We start from the raw sequence: 22,792 nt of genomic DNA on the forward strand, positions 1-22,792 counted from the left end.
AGAACAAATCCATTGTTTATAGTCTAAGGTTAGAAGTATCTCAGTAAGGCGGCAGTGCATTGTAATTAGTTAAGCCAAACGGACTATTAGTACTGGTCAGCTAAACCCCTTGCAGGGCTTACACACCCAGCCTATCAAGGTGGTAGTCTTCCACCGTCCTTCAGGGAAGGCTCATCTTGGAGTCGGCTTCCCGCTTAGATGCTTTCAGCGGTTATCCGTTCCGTGCATAGCTACCCAGCGGTGCCCTTGGCAGGACAACTGGTACACCAGTGGCACGTCCAACCCGGTCCTCTCGTACTAGGGTCAGCTCTCCTCAGCCTTCCTACGCCCACGGAAGATAGGGACCGAACTGTCTCACGACGTTCTGAACCCAGCTCGCGTACCGCTTTAAATGGCGAACAGCCATACCCTTGGGACCTGCTCCAGCCCCAGGATGCGATGAGCCGACATCGAGGTGCCAAACCTCCCCGTCGATGTGAGCTCTTGGGGGAGATCAGCCTGTTATCCCCGGGGTACCTTTTATCCTTTGAGCGATGGCCCTTCCACTCAGAACCACCGGATCACTAAGACCGAGTTTCCTCTCTGCTCGAGTTGTCTCTCTCACAGTCAGGCTGGCTTATGCCTTTATACTCTACAGACGATTTCCAACCGTCTTGAGCCAACCTTTGTAAGCCTCCGTTACACTTTAGGAGGCGACCGCCCCAGTCAAACTACCCGCCAGACATTGTCCTCCCGGTGGATAACACCGGCAAGTTAGCCATCAGAATAAGGAAGGGTGGTATCTCAAGGACGGCTCCACCTAGGCTGGCGCCTAGGCTTCACAGCCTCCCACCTATCCTGCACATCCCTATCCCAATGGCAGTGTCAAGCTGTAGTAAAGGTCCACGGGGTCTTTCCGTCTTTCCGCGGGTAGGAGGAATTTTCACCTCCACTACAATTTCACTGGATCCCTGGTCGAGACAGCCCCCATCTCGTTACGCCATTCATGCAGGTCGGTATTTAACCGACAAGGAATTTCGCTACCTTAGGACCGTTATAGTTACGGCCGCCGTTTACCGGGGCTTCGGTTCATGGCTTCGCCCTAAAGCTAACCAATCCCCTTAACCTTCCGGCACCGGGCAGGCGTCACACCCTATACATCCTCTTACGAGTTAGCAGAGTGCTGTGTTTTTGATAAACAGTCGGATGGAGCGCTTCGCTGCGACCCGCCTCGGCTCCACTGGCAAGCAGCTTCACCTACTACGGGCACACCTTATACCGAAGATACGGTGCCAGCTTGCAGAGTTCCTTAACCAGGGTTCTTCCACGCGCCTTAGAATACTCATCTCACCCACCTGTGTCGGTTTACGGTACGGGCTACCTTACACTCAAATGGCTTAGAGGCTTTTCTCGGCTCGACGGCATCACCGATTCCCTCGCCCTCCCGAAGGAGTTTGAGAGCCTGTCAGGTCTCGGGTACACGTCAGGCGGATTTTCCTACCTAACACCCTACACCCTTCGAGCCAGTAATCCATCACTGACCTCGGCTAGCCCTAAGCGTCCCCCCTTCGCCTTGTGTAAAGTAGGTATCGGAATATTAACCGATTTCCCATCGCCTACCCCTCTCGGACTCGGCTTAGGACCCGACTAACCCTACGTTGACGAGCATCGCGTAGGAAACCTTGGGTTTTCGGCGAACAGGATTCTCACCTGTTTTATCGCTACTCATGCCTGCATGCTCACTTCCAGCCGCTCCACTACTCCTCGCCGGTACAGCTTCAACGCAGACTGGAACGCTCTCCTACCGCTCACTCTCCAGAGTGAACCTACGACTTCGGTGTCTGACTTAGCCCCGTTATATTTTCCGCGCAGGGCCGCTAGACCAGTGAGCTGTTACGCTTTCTTTAAAGGATGGCTGCTTCTAAGCCAACCTCCTGGTTGTCTAAGCAGCCCCACATCGTTTTCCACTTAGTCAGAACTTCGGGACCTTAGTCGGTAGTCTGGGTTGTTCCCCTCTCGACATAGGATTTTATCACCCTACGCCTGACTCCCAGGATTACACTACAGGTATTCGGAGTTTGACAGGGTTTGGTACCGCGGTGAGCAGCCCTAGCCCTATCAGTGCTCTACCCCCTGTAGCTACGACCTGAGGCTATACCTAAATATATTTCGGAGAGAACCAGCTATCACCAAGTTTGTTTGGCCTTTCACCCCTATCCACAGCTCATCCGAAGAGTTTTCAACCTCCACCGGTTCGGTCCTCCACGGGGTCTTACTCCCGCTTCAACCTGGCCATGGATAGATCACTTGGCTTCGGGTCTGCAGCCAGTGACTAGTCGCGGGTCCCCACAAAGTCCAGAGACTTTGTGGGATGCCCACATCGCCCTATTCAGACTCGCTTTCGCTACGGCTACGCGTTCGCTTAACCTCGCCACTGACCACAACTCGCAGGCTCATTATGCAAAAGGCAGTCCGTCACCCTGAGCAAAGCTCATAGGGCTCCGAATGATTGTAGGCATACGGTTTCAGGTTCTATTTCACTCCCCTCACTGGGGTTCTTTTCACCTTTCCCTCACGGTACTGGTTCGCTATCGGTGTGACAGGAGTATTTAGGGTTGGAAGGTGGTCCTCCCAGCTTCAGTCAGGATAACACGTGTCCCGACCTACTCAGGGACATCCCTGGCCCACTTAGGTTTTCGCTTACGGGACTATCACCCTCTATGGTCTGCCTTTCCAGACAGTTCTGCTAACCTTCGTGGTGCCGTTATGGGAGCCCTACAACCCCGAGTGCAAGCACCCGGTTTGCCCTAATCCCATTTCGCTCGCCGCTACTTTGGGAATCTCGTTTGATTTCTTCTCCTCTGGGTACTGAGATGTTTCACTTCCCCAGGTTCGCCCCGGACTATGTCCGGTGACCAGCCTCTCGACTGGCCGGGTTGCCCCATTCGGAAATCCCCGGATCAACGCTTCTTGGCAGCTCCCCGAGGCTTTTCGCAGCCTAGCACGTCCTTCATCGCCTCTGTCACCCTAGGCATCCACCGTACGCCCTTTGTAGCTTAACTTACGGGTGCCTCTATAGAATATTTATATCTCATAAAAAGAGAGTAATTGTAAGATTTAGTAATAAATTTATGTTTATGCAGGCTTATTTAATATAAGTCAAATAAATTTTTTCTTATTTAATATAAGTCAAATAAATTTTTTGCTAAAGATTGCTGTTAATCTCTTTTCCCTATGGGCTTTAAAATTTATATCAATCTATTTCGTTATTACTCCTCGTTTATGCTTACATAAACTTCGTCGTAATGCCTCATATCTAAATGAAATTTTAAAGCTATGAGGTATAAATACTCTATAGAGGCACCCGTGGCGCGCACTGCCGCCTTACTCAGATACTTTTTCGTAATTCGTTGCTCGTAACTCGTAATTTGAATTACTTTTACGAATCATATCTTACACTATTGAGTAAGGCTGAAATTGTTTCTTTACCTTAGACTTTAAACAATGGATTGTCAAATAACTCTTTAGACTATTAAAGTCTAAACCAAATCTTCCTTTGAAGACTTGATTTAAACTTTGGAATTGGGAATTTGGAATTTGGAATTGGGCTGTTTTTGTTTCTTTTTCACTAATTCCTAATTACTAATTCCCAATTACTATAATGGTGGAGAATAGCGGGATCGAACCGCTGACCTCCTGCGTGCAAAGCAGGCGCTCTCCCAGCTGAGCTAATTCCCCTTCCTGGTTGATAGTTGATGGTTTATGGTTTATAGTTCTTATCCTCTTTACTATCAACTATCTACTATTAACTATCAACTGCAAAGCTTTGCTTTACAATGGTGGGCCTGAGAGGACTTGAACCTCTGACCTCACCCTTATCAGGGGTGCGCTCTAACCACCTGAGCTACAGGCCCTTATTTGGTGAATGGTTGATGGTGAATGGTTGATGGTTGACAGCAATGTACTATCAACTATCAACTATCAACTATTCACTATCAACTAATCTAGCTCACCCCTGATAAGGACATAAGAATTAGCTCACACTATTCCCTCTATCTACTTTTGTCATGTTAAAGAACAAATAATCTCTCAAAACTGGACAAGCTAAAAGTACTCTTCCTTTAAGCCCACAAGAGCTAGAGTGTGAGACTCTAACTCTTAACCTAAAGAAATGAATCTTTAGGATCGTACTCTCTAGAAAGGAGGTGATCCAACCGCAGGTTCTCCTACGGTTACCTTGTTACGACTTCACCCCAGTCGCTGAGCCCACCGTGGACGGTAGCCCCCAATTACAATAACTGGTTGGCCTCCCGGCTTCGGGTGAGCTCAACTCCCATGGTGTGACGGGCGGTGAGTACAAGACCCGGGAACGTATTCACCGCGGCATGGCTGATCCGCGATTACTAGCGATTCCGGCTTCATGCAGTCGAGTTGCAGACTGCAATCCGAACTGGGACGCGCTTTAGAGATTTGCTCCACCTCACGGTATCGCGTCTCTCTGTACGCGCCATTGTAGCACGTGTGTCGCCCTGGACATAAGGGCCATGATGACTTGACGTCGTCCTCACCTTCCTCCCGGTTACCCGGGCAGTCTCCTTAGAGTGCCCACCCTATCGTGCTGGCAACTAAGGACGAGGGTTGCGCTCGTTGCGGGACTTAACCCAACATCTCACGACACGAGCTGACGACAGCCGTGCAGCACCTGTCACCGAGCTCCCTCATAAGAGGGCACCCCCGTATCTCTACAGGGTTCTCGGGATGTCAAGCCCAGGTAAGGTTCTTCGCGTATCTTCGAATTAAACCACATGCTCCACCGCTTGTGCGGGTCCCCGTCTATTCCTTTGAGTTTTAGCCTTGCGGCCGTACTCCCCAGGCGGGATGCTTATTGCGTTAGCTGCATCACTGAGGTGACTAGCACCCCAACGACTAGCATCCATCGTTTAGGGCGTGGACTACCAGGGTATCTAATCCTGTTTGCTCCCCACGCTTTCGCGCCTCAGCGTCAGTATCGTCCCAGCAGGTCGCCTTCGCAATGGGTATTCCTGGTGATCTCTACGGATTTTACCCCTACACCACCAATTCCACCTGCCTCTTCCGAACTCTAGTCTAGCAGTTTCGGATGCAGTTCCACAGTTGAGCTGTGGGCTTTCACACCCGACTTACTAAACCGCCTACGCGCCCTTTACGCCCAGTGATTCCGAGTAACGCTTGCACCCTCCGTATTACCGCGGCTGCTGGCACGGAGTTAGCCGGTGCTTATTCCTGAGGTACCGTCACCATCTTCCCTCAGAAAAGGAGTTTACAACCCGAAGGCCTTCATCCTCCACGCGGCGTTGCTGCGTCAGGGTTGCCCCCATTGCGCAATATTCCCCACTGCTGCCTCCCGTAGGAGTCTGGACCGTGTCTCAGTTCCAGTGTGGCTGATCATCCTCTCAGACCAGCTACCCGTCATAGCCTTGGTAAGCCGTTACCCCACCAACTAGCTGATAGGCCGCAGCCCCATCCTATAGCGCATCACTACCAGCTACCTACTATTTACACTTGTTAGAACATAAAGAAAACTAAAGACCTAAGACAGATTTTTGCAGCCTTAGTCATCTAAGGCAAAAAAATCTAACGCAAAAGATTTAGTTTTATTTGTGTTCCCTTTGGGCATAAAGCTAATTACTCATCTATTTCGTCGCAATTTCTCGATAATCTTTTGATTTATCTTTAAAATTGCTCCTCGTATCTAAACAATTAGCTTTATGCTAACAAATGCAAATAGTAGGTAGCTGGTAGTGAAACTTTCCACAACTCTACTTATGTAGAGAAGGAGTATAGGGTATTAGCAGGCCTTTCGGCCTGTTATCCCCCGCTATAGGGCAGGTTAGCTACGTATTACTCACCCGTGCGCCACTTAGCTGACACCCAAACCCGAAGGTTTGAGCCGTTCTCGTTCGACTTGCATGTGTTAGGCACGCCGCCAGCGTTCACTCTGAGCCAGGATCAAACTCTCCATAAATAATTTATAGAAAAGTCTTATCCATAAAACTTAATTACTCAAAGGCTTAAAAGAATTTCCTTTTAGCTTATCCAGTTTTCAAAGATCATTATCATTGTCTATAAAAAAGAACTCTCTAACACTTATAAACTCTATAAGTGTTATTTGAACTCTTTTTTTCTAAAACTCTAAGCTTCCCCAATCAAGGGTCGAAATTATATTAAAATTTTAAAATCTTGTCAAGAGCAACTAAATAAAGCTAATAGTCTATAGACAATAGACTATAGTAAATAACCTATAGTCGGTAGTCGCTAAATCGCAATCAAATATATTAAGCTACAAACCTTATTTAAAAATCTATAATCTAAAATCAGACGATATACAATAGACTTTAAACTTCAAACTTTAGACTTTAGACTTTAGACTTTAAGCTTGAAACTTTAAGCTCTTAACTTGAAACCCAACAATCTCAAACTATTTAAAGAACTCGCCGCCAAAAGCGGATGGAAGTATAAAAAATAATCGCTTAAAACTAGATTAAATTAATTACTAGGTGAAAAAGGAACTATCGCACTACCCCAAGTAAACCCGCCGCCGAAAGCATCTAAAAGCATCAAATCACCGACTTTAAGTTTCCCTTCTTCATATAAATCATTCATCGCCATTGGAATTGAGGCAGAAGAGGTATTGCCATACTTTGATACAGTTATAACTACTTGTGACTCTTTTAGTTTTAAAGCCTGCGCAACTGCATTTAAGATTCTATAGTTTGCCTGATGTGGAATAAAATGATCGATTTTTTCGCTTTCTATACCATTTTTTTCTAATATTTCAATAACATCATTAGTTAGTGTCTTAACGGCAACTTTAAAAGTCTCGTTGCCTTTCATTTTCATAAAACAAGCATGCTCTTCGAGAGTTTCTTCGCTACAAGGTTTGTTTGAGCCACAACCTGGAGTTATAAGATAATCATAATAATTACCGTCAGAAGAGATATTAATATCTACAATAGCTTCCTCTTTATTTTTGGTAGCTCCAATTACTGCAGCCCCCGCACCGTCACCAAAAAGGACGCATGTTGTTCTATCACTATAATCTACTATTGCACTTAATTTTTCTGCACCTATTATAAGAATATTTTTAGACATATTAGATTCTATAAAGGACCTAGCCATTGCTAATGCATATATAAATCCACTGCATGCAGCACTTATATCAAATGCTGGTATATTTGAAACTCCTAGTTTTTTTGCAATCATACATGCTGTCGAAGGCATACAGAAATAGTCAGGAGAAATAGTTGCACAAATAATCATGTTAATATCTTCAGCCCTCAAGGAGGCTCTTTTTAAGGCAACTTTTGCTGCTTCTACACCCAAATCACTTGTTGACTCTTCTTTATCTGCTATATATCTTGTTTTGATTCCAGTTCTTTTAGTAATCCATTCATCAGAAGTATCAACAATTTTTTCTAAATCCTCATTTGTTAAAACATTTTTAGGTACATAAGAGCCGACAGACCTAAAAGCAGCATACACATTTGATCCTTTAAAGTACTTCTTGAAGTCTATTTTCTATAGATTCATTAACACCTGATTCCACATAACGTATTGCTTGAAAAATTGCATTTTTTATAGCTTTAGGGGTACTTTTGCCATGGCTAATAATAGTACATCCATTTATACCAATCAAAGGTGCACCACCATATTCTGAATAATCTATCTCTTTTTTCAATGCTCTAAAAACTTTTTTCATCAAGAGTGCACCAGCCATTCTAATAGGCGATTTTTTAATATTATATTTCATAAAACTTCCAATAGTTTGTGCCACTCCTTCAGCAGTTTTTAAAACTATATTTCCTGTAAAACCATCACAAACTACTACATCAACAGTTCCGTCAAAAATGTTGTTTCCTTCAACATTTCCGACAAAACTAGGAAGTTTTTGCATCAGTTTAAATGTCTGCTTTGTTAGTTCATTTCCCTTGGTCTTTTCTTCTCCGTTTGAAAGAAGTCCTACTTTCGGATTTGTGTTTTTTAAAATAGCTTTTGCATAAGCTTCGCCCATTACTGCAAATTCAAAAAGATGCTCCGGTTTACAATCCACATTAGCCCCAACATCCAAAACTAAACTTTTTTTATTTTTAGAAGTTGGCATAAGTGTAGCTATTGCTGGTCTACTTACATTCTTGAGTCTACCTATTCTAAGTGTAGCAAGGCTCATTGTCGCACCACTATGACCTGCAGACACAACTGCATCCGCCTCTTTATTTCTTACCAAATCGACAGCTTTATAGATAGAGCTATCTTTTCTTTTAAAAGCATCCGTTGCTGGATCACTCATATCAATTACATCATGAGCCTCAACAATATATACTCTATCTCTAAAAATGTCTGGCATTAGAGGCAAGATTCTATCTTTATCCCCAACCAAAATAGCTTTGAAGTCTTTCTCTTTTAGAGCTAATATAGTTCCCTCTATGATAGGATAGGGGCCAAAGTCCCCTCCCATCGCGTCAATAGCTATCGTTATCATTTTTAGCTTTTATATTCTCCGGTGAATTTATTTATATGATGAGGCATTTTCCATGTTCCATCTTTATCTTTTACCGGTCTTGGCAAGCTTAGCTTGTAATGTGTTCTTCTCTTTGCAGCTCTTGTTTTACTAACACGTCTTTTTGGTACTGCCATCTTTTCTCCTTAGATTTTAGTTAAAACTCTTTTTCAAATTCATCTTCTTTTTTACACTCGTCACACAAATGATAATCAAGCTTTATAGACTCGATTTCACTATTTAAAATCTCATCGAAATCCACATAACCATCATAAAATTCAACAACATCAGTATCTTCTAGGTTACCTTTAAATATACCCTCGCAAGCTTTCAAGTGAATCTTTTCATCTAATTTTATCATAAACTCTTTACTACATCTATCACATATAACTTCAATTTCGTTTTTAAGCTTACCATCAATATCGACTAAATCTCTATCTTTTTTAAATACACCACTAAATACCACTCCATCTTTTTCCAAAATAAAAGATTTGGCTTTAGCTGTAATCTTTTTAAAATCGACTTTCAATTATAAAATTTCCCTCTCAGCAAAAAAAAATCTTATCTCTTTTTCAGCGTTTTCCAAACTATCACTTCCATGAACAGCGTTTGCTTCTATGCTTTCCGCGAAATCCGCTCTTATTGTTCCAGGAGCTGCCTCTTTTGGATCTGTAGCACCCATAAGCTCTCTATTCTTAGCTACTGCATTTTCACCCTCAAGCACCATAACAACTACTGGCCCACTTACCATATACTCAACCAAATCATTAAAAAAAGGTCTCTCTTTATGAACTTCATAAAATTTAGCAGCATCATTTTTAGTAAGTTGTATCTTTTTCATTGCAGCAATTTTCAAACCGTTGCTTTCAAATCTATCAATAATTTTACCGATAACATTTTTAGCCACAGCATCCGGCTTAATTATAGAAAGCGTTCTTTCCATTACTTTTCTCCTGATTTAATATAAAAATAGTGCGGAATTTTACTGTAAGGTTTCCTAAAAGAAGTTTAAATTTTAAGAATAAATGAGAAGAGCTTATGCTCTTCTCAAGAAGATAGTTTACATTACTCTATTACTGGTTGATGGTTTTCTCTTGCTTCTGCAGGAATATCATCTCTACAAGTAGCACCTTCAGCGCAAGCATCCCAAACTATACAACCTTCAGTTGGACAAGCTTCAGCGCAAGCAGGAGTATCATGATATCCTACACACTCTACACATTTATCAGGATATACATAATAAATCTCTTCACCAGTTGGATTATCCTCATCGTCAACTATCGCTTCAACAGGACACTCATCAATACAAGCACCACAGTTGATACAAATGTCTGTAATTTTTACTGCCATATTGTCTCCTTTAATGGTTTAAATCGCTTTTGGACAAGATAACTATATCAAAATAATTTTAAATGTTTCTTGAAATGAAATCATAATTTCAAATACTCTTTTATTTCTTCAACTTTATCCGTTTTTTCCCACGTGAACTCTGGTAATTCTCTTCCAAAGTGCCCATAAACAGCAGTTTTTCTATATATTGGTCTAAACAAGTCTAGACTTTCAATAATTCCTTTTGGAGTTAAATCAAATATCTCTTTTATGCACGACTCTATCTTTTTTTCATCTACTTTTGCAGTTCCATGAGTATCTACCATAATAGATACGGGTTCAACCACACCTATTGCATATGCTATTTGAATAGTTGCCTTTTCGCACACTCCGCTTGCTACCAAATTTTTAGCAACATATCTTGCCGCATATGCACCACTTCTATCAACTTTTGTAGGATCTTTTCCGCTAAAGGCTCCTCCTCCGTGAGGACAACTTCCTCCATAAGTATCTACGATTATCTTTCTTCCCGTAAGACCCGCATCTCCTTGCGGTCCACCTATAACAAATCTTCCTGTTGGATTTATATGATACTCTATATCATCTGCTATCAATTCTTTCGGAATCGCGCTATATATAATCTCTTCTATAACAGCATCTTTTAATCTATTATAATTCACATCAGGATCATGTTGAGTTGAAACAACTACTGTTTTAACCTCTTTTGGTTTTCCATCAACATATTTTACAGTAACTTGCGCCTTACCATCTGGTCTTAAAAATGGTAAAGTTCCGTCTTTTCTAGCTTTTGCAAGCCCCATTGTCAACTTATGTGCTAGATATATAGGCAGTGGCATCAAAGAAGGCGTCTCTTTACAAGCATAACCGAACATTAAGCCCTGATCTCCAGCACCTATCTCACCACTTTCTTTATCTACTCCAATATTAATATCAGGTGATTGTTCTCCAACAGCATTTAATACACCTGCACTTCTATAATCAAAACCATACAGTGCATCAGTATAACCAATCTCTCTTATCACTTCTCTAACAATCTCTTGCATAGGCGCATAAGTTGTGGTTTTCAACTCTCCAGCAATTATACAAAAACCGTTACTAAGAAGTGTTTCACATGCTACTCTTGCTTTTTTATCTCTTTCAATAATATAGTCTAGTATGGCATCACTGATCTGATCAGCCATTTTATCCGGATGTCCTTCTGTAACTGATTCTGATGTAAAAAGAAATTCTCTGCTCATTCCTTTCCTTTTTTATGTTAAATTTTAAAAGAATTATATCTAAAATGTCTATTTTTTTCTTCTTAATATATTGAGTGTCAAAACTCTTAAAGTTACTATCTTATATTAGTTTTAGTTAAATAGTGATAAAATTATAATGTTTTTCAAATGATAAAAATTTTCCAAAGGAGACAAAATGTTGGTAACAAAAAAAGCGCCAGATTTTACAGCACCTGCTGTAATGCCTGACAATACTATAGTTGAAGATTTCAATCTTTATGAAAATATTGGTGAAAAAGGAGCAGTTCTTTTCTTCTATCCATTAGATTTTACTTTCGTATGCCCTACAGAACTTCTAGCATTCGACCACAGACTTGAAGAGTTCAAAAAAAGAGGCATAAACGTTATTGGATGTTCAGTTGATTCACAATATTCACATTTAGCTTGGAAAAACACACCTGTAGAAAAAGGTGGGATAGGAAACGTAGGATATCCTCTTGTAGCAGATTTGACTAAAAAAATTGCTAAAGACTATGATGTTTTACTTGAAGATGCTGGAGTTGCTTTAAGAGGTAGTTTTTTAATAGATAAAGATGGAACTGTAAGACATGCAGTTATCAACGATCTTCCTCTTGGAAGAAATATCGATGAAATGATCAGAATGGTAGATGCTATGGAGTTCGCCAACGAATATGGCGAAGTATGTCCAGCTGAGTGGGAAAAAGGTAAAGAGGCAATGAAGCCAACCCCAGAAGGTGTTGCCGAATTTTTAGCAAAACACGCAGACGAGCTTTAAAAGTGTGCCAAAGCTTTACGCTTTGGCACACTTCTCACAAACCATCGATAAAGTAATGTTCAATCTATCTATATTTTTATTCATACTCTTTTTTAACTTATCTTTACAAGCTTTAATTACATCTTCATCATAAAAGTCTTCAATATTGCCGCATTTTTCACAAACTCCATGAAAGTGTGGATTGATATTTATATCATACTTCAGTTTCCCTCCGGGGTTTAGTTCCATCACAATACCCACATCTTTTAAGGTATTGATATTTTTATAGATTGTTGCTAATGATATTGAAGGAAAACTCTTTCTAATCTCTTCAAAAATCTCCTCGATAGTCGGATGTGTTTTGTGATTTAAGTAGTTTAAAATAGCTAATCTTTGAGGAGTAGCTTTAAGTTTTTTTTCCTTTAATAATTCTATAATCTCTCCCATTTTTATCCTTGTATCTCTTCTTTGATCTTATTTGCAATTTGCTCAGGCCTTATACCAAGATATCTCTCTACATCTTCTGTTTTTCCATGAGGAAGAAATCTATCTTCAAACTCAAAAGATGTCAAATCTACATCATTTATTCCATGTTCAAATAAAAATTCACTTATCGCGCTAGCAACTCCACCCATTTTTACACTATCGCTAAATACAAACCATTTTTTGTATTTTCTAGTTAACTCAGTAAGCTTTTCTTCATCCAAAGGCTTTACAAATCTTAGATCTATCAAAGAGATTTTAAAATCAAGTAGCTTAATTGTCTCATAAGCTCTTCCTACACCATTGCCGTATCCTATAAACAGCACTTCACCTTCATCTTCTATTAGCATTTGAGATTTTCCAAGTTCAAAAGGAGTGTCTTCAAAAATAGCATCTAGTATAAAACTGCCTCTTGGATATCTAAACGCACATGGAGTTTTAAAACTATATGCAAATTCCACGGCTCTTTTCATACTTTTTGTATCTCTTGGAGCAAACAGAGTAATATTCGGTATGGCTCTTAAATAGCTTATATCAAACGCACCCTGATGAGTCTCGCCATCCTCACCAACTATACCAGCTCTATCAATTGCAAAAACAACCGGAACATTCATCAAAGCTATATCGTGAATTACTTGATCGTATCCTCTTTGTAAAAATGTAGAGTAAATGGCAACAAATGGTTTGAAGCCCTCCTTGGCTAAAGGTCCCATAGAGGTTACAGCGTGCTGTTCAGCAATACCTACATCCCAAAATCTATCAGGAAACTCTTCAATTAACGGTTTTAATCCTGTTCCACTAGGCATAGCTGCAGTTACACCTACAACTTTTTCATCTTTTTTTGCGATATCCATCAACGCATTACTAAAAAGTAGAGTCGCACTTGGCTTGTTACTCTTTTTTAAAGGCTTTCCTGTTTTTATATCAAATGGGCCAACACCATGCCAATGCTCATAATATCCTTCAGCTATCTTATAACCTTTACCCTTTAATGTTTGAGCATGAATAATAACAGGCTTATTTAAATCTTTTGCAATTTTATAAGTTTCAATTAATCCCTCTAAATCGTGACCATCAATTGGGCCAATGTATTCAATTCCCAACTCCTCAAATAAAATCCCAGGAGTTATGAGTCTTAAAGACTCTTCAAATCTTTTAGCAAGATATGTTGCAGAATCAGGCAAATGTGAAAGAAGTTTTTCAGTTCTTTTTTTTATATTTTGATAAAAAGGGCTTGCCATCTTTTGGCTAAGATATTTACTAATAGCTCCAATTGGTTTTGAGATACTCATCTCGTTATCATTTAAAATAATTACAACTGGATACTTTTTATCTCCAAGCTCATTCATTGCTTCATATACCATTCCCGCGCTCATAGCACCATCACCTATTAAAACAACCGGTATTCTATCTTCATTTTTAAGTTTTATAGACTTTGCAGCTCCAACTGCCAAAGATAAAGATGTGGAACTGTGGCCGGCAACATAGTAGTCATATTGAGATTCAGAAGGTTTCGTATAACCGCTTATACCTCCAAACTGTCTTAAAGTATCAAACTTATCCCATCTATCTGTCAAAAGTTTATGAGCATAGGCTTGATGACTAACATCAAAAATAAAAGGATCTCTCTTTGAATCAAAAACGTAATGCATAGCTACTATAAGTTCCACAGCACCAAGCGTTGAACTAAGATGTCCGCCATTTTTGCTTACAACTTCTAAAATTCTTTTTCTAATCTGTGAGCAGAGCTCTTCAAGCTCTTGTATGGAGTAGTTTTTAATATCCATTTAAAACCTCTTTGAACTTTTCAAAAAATTTGTCGTTTTGTTCTTTCGTTCCTATAGTTATACGAAGAGCATTCATTCCATATCCGGTCAAATCTCTTACAATGATCCCTCTTTGCAAAAGCCGGTTTGAAAGCTCTTTTGATGAGACCTCTTTTGGAAAAATATAAGTTATAAAATTTGTATAACTATCTATATATTCAAATCCTCTTTGGATTGCAAAATTTACATATCTCTCCATCTGTGTAAAGTTTCTCTTAACACTATCATTTACAAAATCTTCATCTTTTAAGGCTTCAACTGCTGCTTTTAGACTCAACGTAGTAATATTAAAAGGCGGTCTTAGTTTATATAGATTTTTAATTATTTCTTCATTTGCGATCCCATATCCAACTCTCAAACCTCCAAGACCGTACGCCTTAGAAAAAGTTCCAAGATATAAAACATTTTCAAATTTATCAATCAAATCTTTAGGTTCGACTCTCTTCTTTTCATCCTTATATCCTGCATACTCCATATAAGCACCATCTACTATCACCAAAGGCTCTTTTACTTTCTCCAAAAAAGTGTAAATATACTCTTTACCTAAAGCATCACCGGTAGGATTATTGGGACTACAGATAAAAACAATATCCGGACTCGCTTTTTTATAAATATCATAAAACTCATCCAAATCATGTCTATAACATCTGGTTTTTAATACCTTTGCCCCTTGCTGTAAAGCATATATTTCGTACATAGCAAATGTAATTTTATTCATCAAAACTTTCGTATTATCATTTAATACAGCTCTGCAAGCAAATTCCAAAATCTGATCACTTCCGGCACCTATAATTATATTTTCACTCTTAACTTTAAACTTATTTGAAAGCCCTTTTTTTAGTTCAAACATACTATCATCCGGATATAGACTCATCTTGTCTACAACCAATTTAACAGCTTCTACAACTTTTGGACTAGTACCGTAAGGATTTTCGTTGGAAGCAAGTTTAACAATATCTTTTTCATCTATTCCAAACTCTCTCACGACCAACTCTATAGGTTTTCCCGCCTCATATATTTTTATATTTTTCAACTCTTTATTAAATCTCATCTTAATCCTCACTTGTTGAAGCTTTAACGTAACTTCCCAACCATTTTATCTCTGATTCATGTTGTTTTAAAACTTTTTTTACATTCTCATCATCTATATGACCTTCAAAATCTATATAAAACCAGTATGTAAATTCTTTATCGGCTGCAGGCCTACTCTCTATCTTAGTTAAGTTTATTTTTTCTTTATCGAAATCTTTCAAAAATCTTACCAATGCTCCGGGTCTATCTTTTAGTTTTGCTAATATAGAAGTTTTATCGTTACCACTTTTTTCATTTTTAAAATCGCTTATAACAATGAATCTTGTCTTGTTTGTATGAAGATCTTCAATATTTTCAAAAAGCATAGGTAGATTGTAAAGCTTTGCTGCAATATGCGAACATATAGCCGCGCTTCCTCTCTCTTTTGCAGCCATTTTAGCCGCTTTTGCGGTAGATTCTACTGGGATAAGTTCCATTTCCTCAAAACCGTGCTCATTTAAGAAATTTCTACACTGTCCAAATGCAACATCTTTTGAATAGATCTTTTTAATTTTGCTAATATCATCTTCCAAAGAAGCAAAAGTATGATGTATTGGCATATAAAGTTCAGAAACTATTAGCAAAGGACTTCTGCCAAGAAGATCCAAAGTCTCACCTACTACACCATCAATAGAGTTTTCGATAGGAACCACTCCATACTTAGCCCTTTTTGTCTCTACTGCTTTAAAAACTGAACTTATTGAATTCATAGAGAGATAGTCGCTCATAGCACCAAACCTGCTCTCAGCAGCTTGATGGCTAAAACTCCCTATAGGTCCAAGATAGGCTACTCTTTCAGGTCTCTCTAAATTTCTTGAAACTGCAAAAATCTCTAAAAATATAGCTTCAATAGCAGCTTCGTTTAGATGGCCAATGTTTTTACTTTTTAGCCTATTTAAAATTTCTTGCTCTCTTTCCGGTCGGTAAATAGGTGCCCTAGTTTTATTTTTAAGTTCACCCACTTCTTTTACAATCTTCATTCTCTCATTGAGTAGTTCCAGTAGTTTGTCATCTATCTCATCTATTCTTTTTCTTAGTTCTTCTAGTTTCATATTACCCCCAATTTTCTACCAGCTTCGCCTATATCTTTAAAAATAAGGTCAGGTTTCTCATCATCTTCTAAAAACGGTATTATCTCTTTTTCATCCTTTATTTTACCGCTTAAAACCAATACCGTTTTCATACCGAGTCTTTTTGCTCCTACCAAATCTCCTTTTGCATCATCACTTATTATAGTAATATCCTTAAAAGAGAACTCTTTGTTTGAAATATTTCTCAGTTTTGATAGCGCTTTTTTATAAAAGTTTACACTCGGTTTTCCTGCCACTTCATAATCTTTATTTGTGGCAAATTTAAGCATCTCCAAAATAGCGCCAACTCCGGGATATCTTTTTGAATCTTTCGCATATATAGAAATAGCATGCATTCCGTAAAGTCCGGCACCTTTTAATAAAAATTCAATCATTTGCGCAAAATCTTCGTTATTATAATCTTTTTTCACACTTACCAAAACAGTCTCGGGATTTTTAAAATCTAACACATACCCCAAACTTTTCACAATTTCTAAAAACTTCTCAACTCCATACGCTGCTACTCTTTTAGTTTTGAGTATATCTTTTAAAACCATTAAAGGATCTATGTAATTCTTCTCATCGATATCTAAACCTATTTTGTTTAAAAAGTATATAAAGTCCTGAGAATAATCTTTGGTATTATTTGTAATAACAATATAAGCAATATCCTTTTTGTTCAATCTGTCTATAAACTCTATTGCGCCTTCGATCGGTTTTTTATATTTATCGTCAATCAAAGTTCCTTGAACATCAATAAAGAAAATCATATATACTTTCTCTCTTTAGCTATCAAATCCTCAAAACTCTCTCTGTCTCTAATAATTCTATCTTTTGAGTTTTCTACAGCCACTTCCGCCGCTCTTGCTCTTGTGTTATAGTTGCTGCTCATTACAAATCCATAAGCACCGGCACTATGAACTAAAATAATATCGTTATGCTCAGTTTTTGGAAGTTCCACATCTCTAGCCAAAAAATCACCGCTTTCGCAAACAGGACCTACCACGTCCGTCCTTGAAACATCACTGGTTCTATCTAAAACTTCAACTTTGTGATAGGCTTTGTACAAAGATGGCCTTAGCAAATCGTTCATTCCTCCATCAACAATTATAAACCTCTTATCTCCATTTACTTTTTCGTATAGAACTTTTGTAAGAAAATAACCCGCATTTCCTACAATAAATCTTCCCGGCTCACAAATGACAGTTAGATCAAGGCCTTTTAAAGTTGAAAAAATAGCCTGAGCGTAATCGTAAGGTTTTATAGTCTTTTCATCTTTATACTCTATTCCGAGTCCGCCTCCAACATCGAAAAATTTGATATCTATTCCGATTTTTATGAGACTTCTTGTTAGATCCGCAACTATTTGGCTCGCCTCTTTTATAGGTTCTAGTTCTGTTAATTGACTGCCAATATGGAAATGGATTCCTACAGGTTCCAAAAATGAACTATTGTTAGCTTTGAGATACATCTTTTTTGCCGTATCTATGTCAACGCCAAATTTGTTTTCATGAAGCCCCGTAGAGATATAAGGATGGGTTTTTGGATCAATGTTGGGGTTGACTCTTATGCTAATTCTTGCTTTTTTCCCCAAGCCCATTGCAATCTCTTCAACTCTTTGCATCTCGGCTTCGCTTTCTAGATTTATAAACAAAATATCTAGTTTTAAAGCCTCCTCAATCTCCTCATCTCTTTTACCCACACCGCTGAAAACTATTTTATATTTTGGGATTCCTGCAAGCAAAGCTCTTTTTATTTCGCCAATCGATACACAATCTGCTCCTGAACCTAGTTCTGAGAGTTTCTTCAAAACGGATAAATTTGAATTGGCTTTTACTGCATAGGCTATTAAAGATTTTCTTGCTTTAAAAGCATTTTTAAACTCTAAAAAATCTTTTTCGATTTTATCAAAATCATAAATATAAAGTGGTGTATCATATTTTTTTGCAAGCTCTTTAAAATTGATCATATCTATCCTTAAAACTACTTTTTTATACTAAAATGCTTATATATAAGGGGCTATTTTACCAAAATATGACAAAAAATAAATTTAACTAATATAGATTAAAATTTTTTATAAAACAGCAGTGCGATAAGAGCCAAAATAGCTATTGGAACCAATGTAGTTATTTCAGGCGCTAAAACTGCTGCAAAGGAGAGTCGAACCAGAGTAAAAAGCAATCCCCACACGATTAAAGAGGATATGATTGCAGTAAAACTAAAAAAAGTTATACTAGAGAGTCTTTGCGTTATTGGTACGAAATAAAATATTATAACCATTAAAAAAGGCGCAAAAAACGGATAAATCATCTGTGCAAAAAGAACAGCTTTTATCTTTTGAATATTGACATCTTGTTCTTTTAAAAGTTTTATAGCATAGAATGCGTCGATTATACTAAAACTTGTCTTTCCCTCATACACAGAATCTAAAATTTTAGGTTTAAAGCCCTCAAGCAGATCTATATTTTTGTTTTTGTAAATCCTAATTTTTTTTTCACCGTTATATCTGTTTTCTACCAAATCGGCTTTTTTTATTTTCCATCTATTATCTTCAAAATACGCCGATCTTGCTTTTATAAGTTCTTTTAGTTTCCCGTTGTCAAGTTTGAAAATCCCTACATCTTCAGCTTTTTTTTGAAAAGGATAAAGTCTTTTGAAATATATATAATAGTCAAAATATTTAAAAAATAGATTAGATGTAGAACTAGCGCTTAAACTATGTTTTCTTATATTGTCCGCATTCTCGTTTGCATAGGCAAAAGATGTAGTATGAAGTGCCATAAAAAGAGTTATTATAAAAAAAGAAGCCCAAAAAAAAGGTTTTATTACACTTTTTTTGTCATATCCTATCGAATATATAGCTACAAGTTCATTTGAACGAATTAGATAAATTTTTGTAGCGAGCATCCCAAAAATAGTCGCTATAGGAAGCAAAACATCTATCGCGTAAAAGGATTTATAAACTACATAAAGTATCTGTAAGTTAGCGGAGTTTGGAAGAGATTTTGCATTTTGTATATAATCTAGTCCTACAAAGAAAAAAACAAGAGCAATAAAAATTAATGAGAAATATTTTAAATAGAGCAAAACCAGATATCTAGTTAACATCTATCCTCTTTTAATAGAACACCCTTTTGACTAAAACGGCTTCTAACCTCATCAAGACTCTTTTTTGTCAACTCAAAAACAGCTTCAGCCGCTTTTTTAATAATATCGTTAAGATACTTTTTCTCCTCTTCCCTAAAATCGCTGAGAACATAAGTGGTAACTTTTGACTTATCAGCAGGTCTTCCTATTCCTATTCTAACTCTGATATAATCGTTTCCTATACAATTATCAATAGATTTTAAACCGTTATGCCCACCGTTTCCACCGCCTCTTTTAAATCTTATAGCACCAAAAGAAAGATCTAAGTCGTCATGAATCACAACGATTTTATCATTATCTATCTTATAAAAGTTTTTAACAGCTTTTACGCTTTCTCCTGATAGATTCATAAAGGTTAGGGGTTTTAGAAAGAGAGTATTTTTGTATTTATAAAGCTCGCCCTTGAACTCTTTTTTGTTGATTGCATTTGGCATTAGGCTGCCGATGAGTTCATCGACAACCATAAAACCTATATTGTGTCTGTTATTTGCATATTTTGGTCCGGGATTGCCAAGACCTACTATCAAAAACATTATTTAGCTTTAACAACACCTACTACTGCAACTCTATCAGGTGTCATATGAGCAACACCTTCCGGAAGCTCTATATCTCTTATTAGTATTGCATCACCAACATCTAAGTCTGTCACATCCAAAGTTATACTATCAGGAATATTCTCGATAGCACCTTTAACTTTGATTCTTCTTTTAGAAACAACCAAAACACCTTTGTTTTTAAGCCCTTTTGGAGTTCCAACTGTTTTAATAGGCACCATATAGTATGTTACAACACCAGGTTGAGCCACCATTAAATCAACATGTTTTAGTTCATATGTTACAGGATCTTTTTGATACTCTTGAACTACAACATTTAATTCTTTATCGCCAAGTTTTACTGGGAATGCAAGTTTTTCTTTATTTCTTACGGCTCTTATGAAATCGCCTTTTTTGAAAGCCGCATGTATATTTTCAAAACCCTTCCCGTAAATATTGGCAATTAGATAACCATCTCGGCGTAGCTTTTTTGCTTCACTTTTGCCGGTACTCTCTCTAATAATGCCTTCTAACATCTGCTCTTCCTTTTTTTTAAATTGGAGGCGTATTATACTGAAATTTTTTTTAAGTTAAATTAAATTTTCAAATCTATAACATCGCTATCGTCTCTACTAATCGTTGCTCCTCTAATATCAGAAGTTTTATCGACAAAACCTTCTATTTTGAGTCTCATATCGGATCTACTAGTAGCGTTATTGAGCGCTTCTTCCTCATCGATAAAGCCTCTTTTAAATAGGTCCAAAAGTGCTTGATCGAATGTTTGCATACCGTAGATAGTTCCCTCTTCTATAGCACTTGTTATCTCTATTTCGCGACCTGTTTCTATCAAAGTTTCGATTCTTTTTGTTCTAAACATCATCTCTACTGCCGCTATTCGCCCTCCATCTTTTTTCTTAACAAGTCTTTGTGAAACTACAGCTTCCAAAACAGATGCTAAAACAACTCTGATTCTATTTTGCTCTTCAGCGGGAAACATACTTATAATTCTGTTTACAGTCTCTTTAACGTCTAAAGTATGGAGAGTTGAAAAGACTAAATGTCCGGTTTCAGCGGCATGTAAAGCCATTTCTATAGTTTCTAAATCTCTCATCTCACCAACAAGAATAATATCAGGGTCTTCTCTCAGTGCGGCTCTTAGCGCTCTAGAAAAGCCAATAGTATCTTGTCCTAAACTTCTTTGATTTATTACACAGTTTTTATCTTTGTGTACGAATTCAACAGGATCTTCGATAGTTATAATATGTTCTCTTCTACTATTGTTAATCTCATCTATTATTGCAGCCAAAGTAGTAGATTTACCGCTTCCCGTAACACCGGTCACCAAAACTAGACCTCTCGGAATTTGGGAGAGTTTATGTATGGCTTTTGGTAATTGAAGCTCCTCAATATTCTTAATTTTTACGGGAATAGTCCTAAAAACGGCAGATACCCCATCTATCTGAAAAAAGATATTAACCCTAAATCTTATATTGTCATCATAAACATAAACCAGATCAACATCTTTGTTTTCAACAAGCTCTTTAAACCTACTTCTTAGAAGCTCTTTAGCTAAAGTAAGTGCATCCTCTTTAGAAATAACCTCACCAGAAAAGGGAACTATATCCCCATGAACTCTCGCCCTAATGATAGAGTTTGCTTTTATATGCAAGTCACTTCCACCAACTTCTATCAGTTTTTTTAGATACTTTCTTATTTTTTTAATATTTTCAAAAGTCAAAGACTTTATATCGAACTCATAACTTTGCATAACTACTCCAGCTCTTCAATTATCTCTTTAAAAGCATCTACAAAAGCTAACAATCCTTCTTCTAAAAGCTCATTATAAACATTTTGCATATCTACACCAGCTTTTTCCACTCTATCAAAAAACTCATCAATAATCTCATCTTCTATAGGAAGTTTTTGCTCCTTAAAACCATCGTTTACAAACGACTTTATAGTATTAATCGGAGTAGTATTGATACTATGTGGGGCTATAAGTTCGGATATATAATAAAATGGCGGATAGTCGTCTCCTTTGACGCCTGTACTCGCAAAAAGAGCTCGAATATTTGGCAACTCTCTTTTTTGAATCGTATTGTAGATTTTTGCAGCGTTTAAAATCCCCGCTTTTCCTTTTTCCAGACCTTTTTGGACTAAAGTATTATCTAGTTTTCTATCAAATCTGCTTACAAATATACTTAGTACTCCATAAGGCTTTTTATCACTATTTTTAATGCCTTCTTCAAAAGCATCAAGACACTTTTTGGCATACTTTGGATCAAAAATCAGTGTAGCATTTATGTTTATACCTTCAGAGACTAGTTCTTTTATTGCTCTACATCCCTCATCTGTTACTGGTATCTTGATCATAAGATTTTCTCTATCAATCTCTTTCCACAACCTCTTAGCCTCTTCAATAGTTTTCTCGGCATTATTTGCAAGATTAGGATCTACCTCTATACTTACAAATCCGTCATCACCCTTTTCATAAAGAGGCTTTAAAATATCTGCAGCCTTTTTTATGTCATAAATCGCCAAAGCTTCATATTTCTCTTTTGCTGAAAGATTTTTTAACTCTTTTAGCTGCTCTTTATAAGCTATCGAATTTAAAATAGCATTTTTAAAAATTGCCGGGTTGCTTGTAGCTCCGTTAACAATACCATTTTCAATAAGTTCTTTAAACTCTTTATTCAAAAAATCTCTTTCTATAAAATCAGCCCATAGCGAAAAACTAAGATCTTTTAAATACATAACGCTCCTTTAGGAAGTGGGAAATAGGAATTGGGAATTGGAAAAAATAAA

18 protein-coding genes, 2 tRNA genes, 2 rRNA genes and 1 pseudogene are annotated in these 22,792 nt (G+C 37.9%); 1 reads left to right on the forward strand and 22 read right to left on the reverse strand.

Annotated features, from left to right (window positions below):
- Positions 1-65: 65 nt before the first annotated feature.
- The 11 genes from NIL_RS07645 to metK form a co-directional block, all read right to left on the reverse strand.
- Positions 66-3,041, reverse strand: a 23S ribosomal RNA gene (locus tag NIL_RS07645).
- 600 nt (positions 3,042-3,641) lie between these two features.
- Positions 3,642-3,717, reverse strand: a tRNA-Ala gene (locus tag NIL_RS07650).
- A 99-nt stretch (positions 3,718-3,816) separates the two neighbouring features.
- Positions 3,817-3,893 (reverse strand) — tRNA-Ile (locus tag NIL_RS07655).
- A gap of 284 nt (positions 3,894-4,177) precedes the next feature.
- Positions 4,178-5,983 (reverse strand): 16S ribosomal RNA (locus tag NIL_RS07660).
- Together the 16S and 23S rRNA genes with 2 tRNA genes alongside form the textbook arrangement of a ribosomal RNA operon.
- Positions 5,984-6,504: 521 nt before the next feature.
- Positions 6,505-7,500, reverse strand: a complete 996-nt coding sequence (locus NIL_RS07665; RefSeq protein WP_187647196.1) for a beta-ketoacyl-ACP synthase III — start codon at positions 7,498-7,500, stop codon at positions 6,505-6,507.
- A 10-nt stretch (positions 7,501-7,510) separates the two neighbouring features.
- Positions 7,511-8,497, reverse strand: a complete 987-nt coding sequence (plsX, locus tag NIL_RS07670; protein ID WP_187647197.1) for a phosphate acyltransferase PlsX — start codon at positions 8,495-8,497, stop codon at positions 7,511-7,513.
- Between the two features lie 2 nt (positions 8,498-8,499).
- A complete protein-coding gene (gene rpmF, locus NIL_RS07675; protein WP_187647198.1) occupies positions 8,500-8,652 on the reverse strand; it encodes a 50S ribosomal protein L32 in 153 nt (50 codons plus the stop codon).
- Positions 8,653-8,672: 20 nt separating this feature from the next.
- Positions 8,673-9,044, reverse strand: a complete 372-nt coding sequence (locus NIL_RS07680) for a DUF177 domain-containing protein (protein ID WP_187647199.1) — start codon at positions 9,042-9,044, stop codon at positions 8,673-8,675.
- Positions 9,045-9,458, reverse strand: coding sequence for a nucleoside-diphosphate kinase (ndk, locus tag NIL_RS07685; protein ID WP_187647200.1), 414 nt, complete (start codon positions 9,456-9,458; stop codon positions 9,045-9,047). It abuts the gene before it with no gap.
- Positions 9,459-9,580: 122 nt separating this feature from the next.
- Complete coding sequence (locus NIL_RS07690; protein ID WP_187647201.1) at positions 9,581-9,865, reverse strand: 4Fe-4S dicluster domain-containing protein; 285 nt, start codon at positions 9,863-9,865, stop codon at positions 9,581-9,583.
- A gap of 80 nt (positions 9,866-9,945) precedes the next feature.
- Positions 9,946-11,103 carry a methionine adenosyltransferase gene (gene metK / locus NIL_RS07695; protein ID WP_187647202.1) on the reverse strand — a complete coding sequence of 386 codons (1,158 nt, stop codon included), beginning with the start codon at positions 11,101-11,103 and terminating at the stop codon, positions 9,946-9,948.
- Positions 11,104-11,278: 175 nt separating this feature from the next.
- Here metK and NIL_RS07700 point away from each other — a divergent pair, with 175 nt between their 5' ends.
- Positions 11,279-11,878, forward strand: coding sequence for a peroxiredoxin (locus NIL_RS07700; protein ID WP_187647203.1), 600 nt, complete (start codon positions 11,279-11,281; stop codon positions 11,876-11,878).
- A gap of 15 nt (positions 11,879-11,893) precedes the next feature.
- Here NIL_RS07700 and NIL_RS07705 read toward each other — a convergent pair whose 3' ends face one another.
- The 11 genes and pseudogenes from NIL_RS07705 to NIL_RS07755 form a co-directional block, all read right to left on the reverse strand.
- A complete protein-coding gene (locus NIL_RS07705) occupies positions 11,894-12,304 on the reverse strand; it encodes a Fur family transcriptional regulator (protein ID WP_187647204.1) in 411 nt (136 codons plus the stop codon).
- Positions 12,305-12,306: 2 nt separating this feature from the next.
- Positions 12,307-14,127, reverse strand: coding sequence for a 1-deoxy-D-xylulose-5-phosphate synthase (gene dxs / locus NIL_RS07710; protein ID WP_187647205.1), 1,821 nt, complete (start codon positions 14,125-14,127; stop codon positions 12,307-12,309).
- Positions 14,117-15,217, reverse strand: a complete 1,101-nt coding sequence (gene hisC, locus NIL_RS07715) for a histidinol-phosphate transaminase (protein WP_187647206.1) — start codon at positions 15,215-15,217, stop codon at positions 14,117-14,119. Before hisC ends, dxs begins: the two co-directional genes overlap by 11 nt.
- Position 15,218: 1 nt before the next feature.
- A complete protein-coding gene (gene pheA / locus NIL_RS07720) occupies positions 15,219-16,289 on the reverse strand; it encodes a prephenate dehydratase (RefSeq protein WP_187647207.1) in 1,071 nt (356 codons plus the stop codon).
- On the reverse strand, positions 16,286-17,077 hold the full coding sequence (locus NIL_RS07725) for an HAD-IIA family hydrolase (protein WP_197972070.1): 792 nt from the start codon (positions 17,075-17,077) through the stop codon (positions 16,286-16,288). The genes pheA and NIL_RS07725 overlap by 4 nt, the downstream gene beginning before the upstream one ends.
- Positions 17,074-18,285 (reverse strand): annotated as a pseudogene (lysA, locus tag NIL_RS07730) (diaminopimelate decarboxylase); the annotation flags it as partial. The gene NIL_RS07725 and the pseudogene lysA, both read right to left, overlap by 4 nt.
- A gap of 86 nt (positions 18,286-18,371) precedes the next feature.
- A complete protein-coding gene (locus NIL_RS07735; protein ID WP_187647209.1) occupies positions 18,372-19,415 on the reverse strand; it encodes an LptF/LptG family permease in 1,044 nt (347 codons plus the stop codon).
- On the reverse strand, positions 19,409-19,987 hold the full coding sequence (gene pth / locus NIL_RS07740; RefSeq protein ID WP_187647210.1) for an aminoacyl-tRNA hydrolase: 579 nt from the start codon (positions 19,985-19,987) through the stop codon (positions 19,409-19,411). Before pth ends, NIL_RS07735 begins: the two co-directional genes overlap by 7 nt.
- Positions 19,987-20,523, reverse strand: a complete 537-nt coding sequence (locus NIL_RS07745) for a 50S ribosomal protein L25/general stress protein Ctc (RefSeq protein ID WP_187647211.1) — start codon at positions 20,521-20,523, stop codon at positions 19,987-19,989. The genes pth and NIL_RS07745 overlap by 1 nt, the downstream gene beginning before the upstream one ends.
- A gap of 59 nt (positions 20,524-20,582) precedes the next feature.
- Positions 20,583-21,755 (reverse strand): type IV pilus twitching motility protein PilT, encoded by a 1,173-nt coding sequence (locus tag NIL_RS07750; protein WP_187647212.1) that lies wholly within the window; start codon positions 21,753-21,755, stop codon positions 20,583-20,585.
- Between the two features lie 2 nt (positions 21,756-21,757).
- On the reverse strand, positions 21,758-22,741 hold the full coding sequence (locus NIL_RS07755; RefSeq protein WP_187647213.1) for a transaldolase: 984 nt from the start codon (positions 22,739-22,741) through the stop codon (positions 21,758-21,760).
- Between the last annotated feature and the right edge of the window lie 51 nt (positions 22,742-22,792).

This window comes from Nitrosophilus labii, assembly GCF_014466985.1.
Taxonomy (GTDB): Bacteria; Campylobacterota; Campylobacteria; order Campylobacterales; family Nitratiruptoraceae; genus Nitrosophilus_A; species Nitrosophilus_A labii.

Bases quoted from the DNA above. Each gene is read 5' to 3' on its own strand.
- NIL_RS07700 (WP_187647203.1), top strand. From the start codon at position 11,279: ATGTTGGTAACAAAAAAAGCGCCAGATTTTACAGCACCTGCTGTAATG.
- metK (WP_187647202.1), bottom strand. From the start codon at position 11,103: ATGAGCAGAGAATTTCTTTTTACATCAGAATCAGTTACAGAAGGACAT.
- NIL_RS07735 (WP_187647209.1), bottom strand. From the start codon at position 19,415: ATGTTAACTAGATATCTGGTTTTGCTCTATTTAAAATATTTCTCATTA.
- NIL_RS07755 (WP_187647213.1), bottom strand. From the start codon at position 22,741: ATGTATTTAAAAGATCTTAGTTTTTCGCTATGGGCTGATTTTATAGAA.
- pheA (WP_187647207.1), bottom strand. From the start codon at position 16,289: ATGAAACTAGAAGAACTAAGAAAAAGAATAGATGAGATAGATGACAAA.
- ndk (WP_187647200.1), bottom strand. From the start codon at position 9,458: ATGGAAAGAACGCTTTCTATAATTAAGCCGGATGCTGTGGCTAAAAAT.
- plsX (WP_187647197.1), bottom strand. From the start codon at position 8,497: ATGATAACGATAGCTATTGACGCGATGGGAGGGGACTTTGGCCCCTAT.
- dxs (WP_187647205.1), bottom strand. From the start codon at position 14,127: ATGGATATTAAAAACTACTCCATACAAGAGCTTGAAGAGCTCTGCTCA.
- NIL_RS07750 (WP_187647212.1), bottom strand. From the start codon at position 21,755: ATGCAAAGTTATGAGTTCGATATAAAGTCTTTGACTTTTGAAAATATT.
- NIL_RS07745 (WP_187647211.1), bottom strand. From the start codon at position 20,523: ATGTTAGAAGGCATTATTAGAGAGAGTACCGGCAAAAGTGAAGCAAAA.
- NIL_RS07705 (WP_187647204.1), bottom strand. From the start codon at position 12,304: ATGGGAGAGATTATAGAATTATTAAAGGAAAAAAAACTTAAAGCTACT.
- pth (WP_187647210.1), bottom strand. From the start codon at position 19,987: ATGTTTTTGATAGTAGGTCTTGGCAATCCCGGACCAAAATATGCAAAT.
- hisC (WP_187647206.1), bottom strand. From the start codon at position 15,217: ATGAGATTTAATAAAGAGTTGAAAAATATAAAAATATATGAGGCGGGA.
- NIL_RS07690 (WP_187647201.1), bottom strand. From the start codon at position 9,865: ATGGCAGTAAAAATTACAGACATTTGTATCAACTGTGGTGCTTGTATT.
- rpmF (WP_187647198.1), bottom strand. From the start codon at position 8,652: ATGGCAGTACCAAAAAGACGTGTTAGTAAAACAAGAGCTGCAAAGAGA.
- NIL_RS07725 (WP_197972070.1), bottom strand. From the start codon at position 17,077: ATGATTTTCTTTATTGATGTTCAAGGAACTTTGATTGACGATAAATAT.